This is a genomic window from Rothia sp. P100 (assembly GCF_023712425.1).
Classification (GTDB): Bacteria; Actinomycetota; Actinomycetes; order Actinomycetales; family Micrococcaceae; genus Rothia; species Rothia endophytica.
In genome coordinates, this window is record NZ_JAMAYG010000004.1 from 367,212 (window position 1) to 377,467 (window position 10,256).

The 10,256-nt window shown below is 55.1% G+C and carries 7 protein-coding genes; 5 read left to right on the top strand and 2 right to left on the bottom strand.

The window, feature by feature from the left end; genetic code table 11:
* Position 1 precedes the first annotated feature (1 nt).
* Complete coding sequence (locus M3668_RS10880) at positions 2-1,579, bottom strand: sensor histidine kinase (protein WP_251380865.1); 1,578 nt, start codon at positions 1,577-1,579, stop codon at positions 2-4.
* Entirely contained in the window at positions 1,563-2,033 is a 471-nt protein-coding gene (locus tag M3668_RS10885; RefSeq protein ID WP_251380866.1) for a hypothetical protein, read from the bottom strand. Before M3668_RS10885 ends, M3668_RS10880 begins: the two co-directional genes overlap by 17 nt.
* Positions 2,034-2,258: 225 nt before the next feature.
* Between M3668_RS10885 and M3668_RS10890 the strand changes: the two genes are divergently transcribed.
* From M3668_RS10890 to tyrS, 5 genes are all read left to right on the top strand, one after another.
* Positions 2,259-3,461 carry an argininosuccinate synthase gene (locus M3668_RS10890; protein ID WP_251380867.1) on the top strand — a complete coding sequence of 401 codons (1,203 nt, stop codon included), beginning with the start codon at positions 2,259-2,261 and terminating at the stop codon, positions 3,459-3,461.
* Between the two features lie 123 nt (positions 3,462-3,584).
* Positions 3,585-5,027 (top strand): argininosuccinate lyase, encoded by a 1,443-nt coding sequence (gene argH, locus M3668_RS10895; protein WP_251380868.1) that lies wholly within the window; start codon positions 3,585-3,587, stop codon positions 5,025-5,027.
* 390 nt (positions 5,028-5,417) lie between these two features.
* Positions 5,418-5,969, top strand: coding sequence for an adenine phosphoribosyltransferase (locus M3668_RS10900; protein WP_251380885.1), 552 nt, complete (start codon positions 5,418-5,420; stop codon positions 5,967-5,969).
* Positions 5,970-6,150: 181 nt separating this feature from the next.
* Positions 6,151-8,454, top strand: a complete 2,304-nt coding sequence (locus M3668_RS10905; RefSeq protein WP_502948975.1) for a HelD family protein — start codon at positions 6,151-6,153, stop codon at positions 8,452-8,454.
* Positions 8,455-8,568: 114 nt separating this feature from the next.
* The gene (tyrS, locus tag M3668_RS10910) at positions 8,569-9,873 is read left to right on the top strand and encodes a tyrosine--tRNA ligase (protein ID WP_251380870.1); all 1,305 of its coding nucleotides are present in this window, start codon (positions 8,569-8,571) and stop codon (positions 9,871-9,873) included.
* Positions 9,874-10,256: the final 383 nt, after the last annotated feature.

Consider the following 10,256-nt stretch of genomic DNA (forward strand, 5'->3'; position numbering starts at 1 on the left):
GTTAGCTCTTTTCTGGTTCATTCTGAGGTGGGTATGTTGCTGTAATCGACTGGGTTTTTTTCGGAGGGCTAGGGGCAGGAAGGCTGATGCCAAAGATTGAGCCGGGGCCGTCTTCTGGCGCTGCAATCCATACCCCACCACCGTGGGCTTCTGCTATCGATCGAACGATGGCTAATCCCAGACCGGCTCCCATTGAGTGCTGTTTGGCAGTGGCAGGATTTTTAGCGTTATTGCGTCTGAACCTTTCAAAGAGGATCGATGCGTCCTCGGGGCTAACACCCGGGCCACGGTCCTGGACCCATAGCTTCAGTTGCCGCTCACCGCCCTGACCATAAAACTCCGATCCGATGGTGATTGCGCTTCCACTGGGGCTATACTGGGCTGCGTTGGCTGCCAGCTGAAGCATCGCCTGAGTAATGCGCTGTTCGTCCAAGCCGACCTCTCCCTCGGCAATGTCAGCAATAATCCACCGGTGGTTAGCAAAAACCTGAACCTTGGAATCGAGGGAAATCATGAGCTCGGAGACCTCAGTGGGGTGAGGTTGAACGAAGTCTGGGCGTTCAGATTTAGCCAAAGTTAGAAGGTCCGATACGATCCGCCCCATACGCTCTAACTCATCATCCACCAGGAGCAGAGTCTGTTCCTGTTCCTCGGTGCGCTCCATGAGCTCAAGGTGGCCGCGCACAATAGTGATGGGGGTGCGGAGTTCATGGCTGACATCGTCCATGAACTGCCGTTCGGTGAGCGTTGCTTCTTCAAGACGGTCTAGCATCTTGTTGAAAGTATGACTCATTGCTGCCACGTCATCGTCCCCTTTAACCGTTACTCTGCCACTAAAATTCTTGTCGTTAATGTGCTCGGCTACCTGTCGGAGATTACGGATGGGTTTAGTAATCTGAGTAGCGATGAGCCAGGACACCAAGAGAGTGAAAGCGAGGCCAGCAACGCCAACCCAGATCATGATAAAGACGGTGTGTTGGACCGCATCTAGTTCGGGTTGAATATACTCCAGAACCAGTAGATGGCCTGTTGTTGTGCCTTGGTCGGTTCGTAGCTCAACAGCGACCTTGCCCCAATGCACTGGCCCGGCAGGTGTCTGCTCAATTCCTGAGTTGGAGGGGTTTTCCCTGAGCCCGGTGAGTAGAGCCTGATCCTGATGTAGCCGGTACCCGGTGGTTAGAGCATAGTGGTCCTGTTCTTCGAGAAAAATGATCTGTTGAGGGGTTAGACCGATGACTTGTTCCTTGTAGCCTGTGTATTGCCGGGTCACGTACGAGCCCAGCATGTCTTCTAGCGTTTCAAAAGGTCTGGCTGTTTGAGGATTGACCCCAATCTGTGCAAAGTTTCGGAACTCACCGATTTCACTTTCAGTGCTGGAATTGGCTCCCCTTCCAACATCGCTAATTAGTATTTCTCGCACGGTAAAGATGAGCCCGGTAATGATGAAGCTGGTGAGCAGAAAAGTCCAGGCAACGATGCGCAGGCGGACTGACCCGCTGCGTTCCGTGCGGGCGGATTTAGCTCGATGTTTTTCTAAGGTAGAGCGCCAGCGGGGCTTGAGGCTAATCATCGTCGTCATCCCAATCATCCTCACCCAAGTCATCGTCATCATCACTGCCTGGAGAGTACTGCGGAGCGGATGCCGGAGGTAGGGGCTGTTCAATATAAGCCGGTTCTGGGACTACAGCTGCGGGCGCTGGTGCCACCTCTTCTGCGGGCGCTGGTGCCACCACTTCTGCTGGCGCTGGTGCCACCACTTCTGCTGGCGCTGGTGCCACCACTTCTGCTGGCTGCGGCTCTTCTTCTGCAGCGGGTCCCTCTTGCTGACCCGCGTCATCTGCCTGATCATTATCTGTAGGAGTTGCGGAGACACTGGGCGAGGAGTTTTCTGCCGGGGTTGTTTTGATATCAAGCACCACAGGCTCGTCATCAATCTGGGGAGTAGCACTGCTGAAAGAAGTAACGAGGGCCAGGGTGGCGATGAGACCGGCCAGCGCCAGAACCAGCAGGCCAAAGGTGTATTTCTTGAACATAATTCCAGTCTGTAGGGTCTTTATAAAAGTTTCGTGAGTCCTGCATTAATGTTTTTTAATAAATACCTCTTTTTGCAGGTTAGCTCTGGGTAGAGTGGTCTTTGGTCACGGGGCGTAGCTGGTGCCTAACGTCCGCATTGTGGCAGGGTTTGAATAATTATGTTTATATGTGCATAATTATTTATAGAGAAGCGGTTTGTCCGCACCACACCATTTAGGAGCATTATGAAAGAGCGTATCGTTCTTGCCTACTCAGGCGGCCTTGACACCTCGGTAGCCATCGGTTGGATTGGCGAAGCCACCGGCGCAGAAGTTATCGCTGTGGCTGTAGATGTAGGCCAGGGCGGCGAGGACCTCGAAACAATTCGTCAGCGTGCTCTCGATTGCGGCGCCGTTGAAGCATACGTTGCAGACGCTCGCGACGAGTTCGCTAACGATTACTGCATGCCTGCTCTTAAAGCTAACGCTCTTTACATGGACGCTTACCCGCTGGTTTCAGCTGTTTCCCGGCCCGTCATCACCAAGCACCTGGTCGCTGCAGCTCAGCAGTTCGGTGCCACCACTGTGGCACATGGTTGCACTGGTAAGGGCAATGACCAGGTTCGTTTTGAGGTTGGTATTCAGACCCTGGGCCCCGAGCTCAAGTGCATCGCACCCGTACGCGACCTCGCTCTAACTCGCGAGAAGGCTATTGATTACGCAGAGAAGAACAACCTGCCGATTGCCACCACCAAGAAGAACCCCTTCTCCATCGACCAGAACGTTTGGGGCCGCGCGGTTGAAACCGGCTTCCTAGAAGACATCTGGAACGGCCCCACCAAGGACGTTTACGACTACACCGATGACCCCACCTTTGCTCCCGTGCCGGACACCGCCGTGATTACCTTCAAGGAAGGTATTCCTGTAGCGATTGACGGCCAGGCTGTCACCCCGCTGGAAGCCATCGAAATCATGAACCGTCGTGCAGGTGCCCAGGGCATCGGCCGCATCGACATCGTTGAGGACCGTCTGGTTGGCATCAAGTCCCGCGAAATCTACGAGGCACCCGGTGCCATGGCACTGATTGCAGCCCACAAGGAACTTGAGAATGTCACCATTGAGCGTGAACAGGCTCGCTTCAAGAAGACCGTAGGGCAGCGCTGGACCGAGCTGGTCTATGACGGCCAGTGGTTCTCACCGCTGAAGAAGTCACTAGATGCCTTCATCGAGGACACCCAAAAGATGGTCAACGGCGAAATTCGCCTGGACATGCACGGCGGTCGCGCCGTTGTATCGGGCCGCCGCTCTGATACCGCGCTCTACGACTTCAACCTGGCCACCTACGATGAGGGCGATAGCTTCGACCAGTCACATGCTCGTGGTTTCATCGAGCTCTTTGGCCTGTCCTCCAAGGTTGCTTCAGCCCGCGATCAGCGTCTGGGCCTCTAAAATCCTAGAGTGATGCACCCCGCCGGCCCCGGTGCCTTCCCTCCCCAGAAATGAAAGGGTAGGGGGGGCTCCGGGGCGGCTTTTGACTCACACCCCTGCTTTTACCACCGAAAGAGTTGAGATATGTCTGTTGATAAGCACGGCACAAATGACGGCGCTCTCTGGGGCGGACGCTTCGCTGGCGGCCCTTCTGATGCCTTAGCTGCCCTCTCCAAATCAACCCAGTTTGACTGGCGTCTGGCGCCTTATGATATTGCAGGTTCTCGTGCTCACGCCCGCGTGCTGGCTAAGGCCGGCCTGCTGACTGAAGAAGAACTGACAGGTATGATCGCTGCCCTGGACCAGCTAGAAGCAGATGTGCGCAGCGGTGCCTACACTCCGGCTGAGTCCGATGAAGACGTACACGGTTCACTGGAAAAGGGTCTTATCGAACGCGCTGGTGCTGATTTGGGCGGTAAGCTCCGTGCCGGGCGCTCGCGCAACGACCAGATTGCAACTCTCGGCCGTATGTATCTTCGTGATCATGCCTCCATTATCGCTCAGGGCGTGGTAGATACCATTGACGCGCTCATCGCCCAGGCTGAGGAGCACCCCTATGCTCCCATGCCCGGCCGCACCCACCTGCAGCACGCGCAGCCGATTTTGCTCTCCCACCAGCTACTGGCTCATGCGTGGGCCCTGTCCCGGGACCTGGACCGTTTACTGGACTGGGACAAGCGCGCTGCTGTCTCACCCTACGGCTCGGGTGCTCTTGCCGGGTCATCTTTGGGGCTTGACCCCGAAGCTGTGGCCCACGACTTGGGCTTTAGCTCGGCTGTCCATAATTCGATTGATGGCACTGCCTCGCGCGATGTCTACGCTGAGTTCGCTTGGATCTGCGCCATGATTTCGGTGGATCTTTCCCGCATCTCAGAAGAGGTTATTCTTTGGGCAACGAAAGAGTTCTCCTTCGTAAAGCTACACGATAGCTTCTCTACCGGCAGCTCGATTATGCCTCAGAAGAAAAACCCTGATATCGCTGAACTGGCTCGCGGTAAAGCTGGCCGCCTCATCGGTGACCTTACCGGCTTACTGGCAACCCTCAAGGCTCTGCCTCTGGCCTATAACCGTGATTTGCAGGAGGATAAGGAGCCGGTCTTCGATGCTATTGACCAGCTTGAGGTACTTCTACCTGCGGTCTCTGGCATGATTGCCACCCTGACCTTCAACACGGACCGTCTAGCTGAGCTGGCTCCTCAGGGCTTTGCTCTGGCAACCGATATCGCTGAGTGGCTGGTGCGTGAGGGAGTACCCTTCCGTGTGGCCCACGAGCTGGCCGGTGAAGCGGTGCAGGTGTGCGAAGACAAGGACTGCGAGCTGTGGGATTTGACGGACGAGGAGTACCTAGCAATTTCACCCCACCTACATGCGGGTGTCCGCGAGGTTCTGACCGTTGAAGGTTCACTGAACTCTCGTTCTGCCCAGGGCGGCACCGCTCCCAGCGCGGTAGCAGTTCAGCTGGATGCCCTCAAGGCAGAGCTTGCACCCCAGCGTGAGTTCGCAGAGCGTCCGCAGGTTATTAGCTAGCCTGATTCATATATCCGATAGTTGCCCGTAGAAATCTACGGGCAACCATTTATCGGCCTTCAATGAGTTCACATCATCCGCGCTTGACCACGAGCAGCCCGTCATTGATTTAGTGGCTATGGCGGGAAAAATTATTGCAATAGAAACGAATGGAAAAGCGGTTGCAAGAGTCCGCTGGCATGTTGCGTTACTGATGAGGTATGACCAAGCTCCCCACCTCGCACTTATTCAAGTGCTTGGGTCTCTGATGCATACGAGCGGTATATCGTATCTCATGATTTCTACTACCGAGTACGAAGTCTCTGCCATTGGTTGACCGCGTATACTAACTGTTTGGTTCTGTACTCATTGCCGTGAAGGCACCAGGATTTGGAGAAGGTTGAAACTTCCATGATTAAGCCCGTTGATCCCTCACTGCCCATTGAAGAGATGATTCCTTCTGCCTGCGCGCAGATTCAGGACTACCCCAAGGAGGGCATCCTCTTCTACGATGTGACCACCCTTTTTGCTAACCCTGAGGTTTTCCGCCGTGCTATTGACGAGTTGGCAGCCCGTTTTGAGGGTCAGTTCGACATCGTGGCTGGCGTTGAGGCACGCGGTTTTCTCTTGGCTTCCGCCCTGGCGTATATTGCCGGAACCGGTGTGATGACCGTGCGTAAGGCGGGAAAGTTGCCCCGCGATACCTATATGAAGGAATACCAGCTGGAGTACGGTTCGGCTGCCATCGAAATTCATAAGGAAGATATCCCTGCAGGCACTCGCGTGCTGCTGGTTGATGACTTGCTGGCAACCGGCGGCACTTTGGAGGCTGCAACCCATCTGATGAAGATGGCTGACCTTGAGGTTGCCGGTATCGGTGTGCTCCTTGAGCTGGACGGCCTCGGTGGCCGCGAGCTTTTAGCGGGTAACCGTGTTGAAGCGCTGGCATTGGTCTCTGAGTAAACCAAGAATTTTTGTGTGAAGGGCCGTTGACGGTCCGTCATTTTTCGGCGGGTCCATCCTATGACGGGCCCCTTGGAATTTTCGTTGACGATTGTCTCTGCACCTTCTTAATGCGGCCATCCCGGCGCCCTTTTGCTTTACCCCAAGCCCGGTATAGAATAGAGGGCTTTACTTTTCCGTGATGAAGGGTGCCCTCTTGACTGAGAACACTAACGCCAACCCCGCCCAGACAACATCTGAAGCCGCTTTCGAGCGGGAACTTGCGGGGGAGCGAGCCTACGTTGGACAGCTTTACCAGCGTCTCGATCAGTTGCGTGAGGCCACCGAGTCTAAGCTGCGCAGCACCCGCAAGAACCAGTCGGTAGGCAACCACCAGAACCGTTCTGAACGCGATGCCTATGCCAGTTTCTACGAGGATCGGTTGGCACAGTACAACGCAGTCGATCACCGCCTTGCCTTCGGACGCCTAGATATGGACGACGACGCGGTGCGCTACGTCGGCAGAATCGGCCTTGCCACCGAAGAACACGAACGGCTGCTCATTGATTGGCGTGCCCCGGAGGCAGGCACATTCTACCAGGCAACCGCTTTCAATCGCCAGGGCGTGCGCCGCCGCCGCCACCTCATGCTAGAGCGCCGTGGGGTGACCGGTTTTGAAGACGATGTGCTCGATTCAGCCATGCTTGACGACGAGGATGCTAGCCTGCACGGTGAAGGGGCTCTGCTGGCAGCACTCAACCGCAAGCGCACCGGTCGCATGGGGGATATCGTTGCCACCATCCAGGCTGAGCAGGACGCTATTATCCGTGCTGACCTTGCGGGGGTTCGCGTCGTCCAGGGCGGCCCCGGTACTGGTAAGACGGCAGTAGCTTTGCACCGCGCCGCCTACCTGCTCTATACCTTCAGAGAACGCCTGAATAATTCGGGCGTTCTGGTAGTCGGTCCTTCATCATCCTTCATGTGGTATATCGAGCGTGTGCTCCCTTCCCTGGGCGAAACCGGCGTCGTGATGTCCTCACTTGCCACTCTCTATCCGGGGCTCCGGGCAGTGCCTGAGACTGATCCGGCAGTCGCCCGCGTTAAAGGTGATTTGCGCATGGCTGAAGTTATTAAGAAAGCCGTTGCTGATCGCCAAAAAGTGCCAGCTACTTCCGTTCGTCTGGCCGTCGATTCAATGGATATCACCCTTAGCCCCAAGCTGGTTAAGCACGCCCGTGCCACCGCTCGGTCTACCGGAAAACCCCATAACGAGGCGCGTGAAACCTTCGTCAAGGTTTTACTTAAAGAGCTAACCCGGCAACTCAACGAAAAATTGGATGCCGCTGCTGGGCACGCTGTTGACCGCCCCTACCTAGAAGAAGACGTCCGTAACTCTCTGGATGTCCGCCGTGCCATCAACCTGGCCTGGATGCCCCTGTCCGCTGAGACCCTGGTCCGCTCACTTTTCTCTAAGCCTGAGTACCTGGCCTCAGCCACCCAGGGTATTCTGACCGATGCTGAACGCCAGGTATTAGTTCGATCTGCAGATCAGCCTTTCACCGAGTCCGATGTCCCTCTGCTAGATGAAGCAGCTGAGCTTTTGGGTGACTTTTCTAAGATCACTGATGCCGCTGCCGCCCAGCGTGCTGAGGCTGCCCACCAGGCAAACCTAGAGAATGCCCGCAAGGCGCTAGAGAACGCTAACCAGCAGTTAGAAGATATTGGTGTGGACGGTGTCATCACCGCTGAGCAAATTGCTGAACTTAACGAAGAAACCGGTGAACGCATGACGGCAGCTCGAGCTGCTAAGAGCGACCGTACTTGGGCCTACGGTCACGTAGTGATTGATGAGGCTCAGGAGCTTTCTGCTATGCAATGGCGTTTGCTGATGCGCCGTTGCCCCATGAAGTCGTTCACCGTGGTGGGCGATATTGCTCAGGCGTCCAGCGCGGCGGCAGCTTCATCCTGGGCACAGGCTCTAAAGCCTTTCGTTGGGGAGCGCTTTCACCTAGATGAGCTGACCGTCAATTACCGCACACCTGCCCAGATTTCGGACGCCGCGGTGTCGGTGGCACGAGCTGCCGGCCTTGAGATCAGCGCCCCTCGAGCGATTCGTGAGGGAAACTGGTCGCCGTCTACTCGCGTGGTGGGGGCAGAGAACCTCATTCCAAGCGTTGTTGCTACCGTGAGCGAAGAGGTTGCTCAGGCCGGGGGAGGACTCATCGGCGTTATCGTTGCTGATTCTCGCTACCGTGAGGTTGCCTCTGCGATTTCAACTGCTCACCGTGATAACACGGGCACTTCAAAATCTGCCCTTGAACATCAGATTCTTGTGCTCACTCCCTGGGAGGCCAAGGGCTTGGAGTTCGATGTGGTAATTATTGTTGAACCCATGGATCTTATAGAAGCGGCCAACGGCTCGGTGGGCGATCTTTACGTGTCTATGACAAGACCTACTCAGCGTCTGCACCTGATTGCTGGAACCGATTTGCCGGCCGGTCTCTAAACTTCTCACAGAGAGAAAGCCACTGCCTACCGTTACCGCGTGCTTCTGCCTAGCTGGTAACTTTAAGGGCAGTGGCTATTGCTACCACCGTATTCACACTAAACAGGAGTAACCGTGTCTGAAGAGACTCTTGCAGCTCAGCACAACGACGATTCCTTCGCCAACGTTTGGCAGGAATTGAAGTGGCGTGGCCTTGTGCACGTCAGCACCGATGAAGAAGCGCTGGAAAAGGCCCTGAGCGAAGAGTCCATCAATTTCTATATCGGCTACGATCCCACTGCTGCCTCCTTGCACCTGGGGCACCTGGTTCAGCTTTTGCTGATGCGTCGCCTGCAGCTAGCTGGGCACAACCCCTTCGGTCTCGTCGGCGGTGCCACCGGTCTGATTGGTGACCCCCGTCAGACCTCCGAGCGCGTGCTGAACTCACGCGACGTTGTTGAAGGTTGGGTCGATCGTCTGCGCGGTCAGATTGAACGCTTCCTCTCCTTTGAAGGTGAACACGCAGCTCGCATGGTCAATAACTTGGAATGGACCAGCGAACTGTCAGCTATCGACTTCCTGCGTGAAATCGGTAAGAACTTCCGTGTGGGCACCATGATTAAAAAAGAGATCGTGGCTAAGCGCCTGAACTCAGACGAGGGTATCTCTTACACCGAGTTCTCCTACCAGATTCTTCAGGGCAATGACTTCTTAGAACTTAACCGTCGCTATGATATCTCCCTGCAGTGCGGTGGCTCAGATCAGTGGGGCAACCTGACTTCAGGTACTGAGCTAGTCCGCAAGGTAGAAGGCAAGTCTGTTCACGCTATGGGCACCCCGCTCATCACTAACTCAGATGGCACCAAGTTCGGTAAGTCGGAGGGCAACGCTATTTGGCTAGATCCTGAGATGTGCTCACCTTACGCTTTCTACCAGTTCTGGCTGAACACAGCTGATGCGGACGTGGCTGACCGCCTTAAGGTCTTTACCTTCAAGACTCGTGAGGAAATTGCTCAGCTGCAGAAGTCAGTAGAAGAAGAACCTTTCAAACGTCTTGCCCAGAAGACCTTGGCCTACGACGTTACCTCATTGGTGCACGGGGTAGATGCTACCGAAAAGGTCATTGCTGCATCCGAAGCGCTTTTCGGTAAGGGAGATTTCGCTGCACTTGATGAAGCAACTCTGAAGGCAGCAACCGCTGAGTTGCCTCATGCTGTTTTGAATCGGGATCAGCTGGACATGATTACCGTCTTAACCGAGACGGGGCTGGCAGAGTCTAAGTCTGCAGCTCGCCGAACCCTCAAAGAGGGCGGTGCAGCGATCAACAACGTAAAGGTGCAGGGTGAGGACGCCGCCCTGGCAGAGTCCGATCTGCTCTTAGGTAAGTACGCTGTGGTCCGCCGCGGCAAGAAGAACATGGCAATGGTAGAGGTTGCCTAGTACCTTGAAAAATTCAATAATCTAAATTTCCGTGGGTGGGAGCGAGCTAGAGCTTGCTCCCACCCACACTTTTTATAAAGAAGTGATCACTGTCAATGAACTGAATCACGAAAAAGGGTGTTTTTGGGTGCTGAAACCGTGGAATAGAAAAAATTCTAAAAATATTTAGAAACGTTTAACCCTGTGTTCACTAGTAAATATATGAGTCTGCACTCCCTAAAAGTAGCCTGCCTCACCTTAATGGGGTGCAGATCAGGTTGCGCCCCTGTTTGAACCTGCGTAAAGTATTACCAGTCGCCGCGGCACAGGGATAAAAACCTGAAGGCCACGGAAGGACAAAACGCCTAATCACATAGTGTTTCCCACTGCTTGAAGAAGAAGAA